Below are 205 nucleotides of genomic sequence, written 5' to 3'. Positions count from 1 at the left end.
TGTGGAGCTGACGAATACTAATAGATCGAGGACTTAACCATATAATATGTAGCAATGTTATCTAGTTTTGAAGGAATATGCCTTCATAGTTTGGTGATGATGGCAGAGAGGGCACACCCGTTCCCATACCGAACACGGAAGTTAAGCTCTCTAGCGCCGATGGTAGTTGGGACCTTGTCCCTGTGAGAGTAGGACGTCGCCAAGC

1 rRNA gene is annotated in these 205 nt (G+C 46.8%); it reads left to right on the top strand.

The features are described from left to right. The first annotated feature begins 89 nt into the window (after nt 1-89). A 5S ribosomal RNA gene (gene rrf / locus MR107_RS31305) occupies nt 90-205 on the top strand.

The organism is Bacillus cereus group sp. BfR-BA-01441 (genome assembly GCF_022663075.1).
Taxonomy (GTDB): domain Bacteria; phylum Bacillota; class Bacilli; order Bacillales; family Bacillaceae_G; genus Bacillus_A; species Bacillus_A cereus.
Note: the sequence above shows the minus strand (reverse complement) of the source record. Positions and strands in the feature narration are given on the sequence as shown.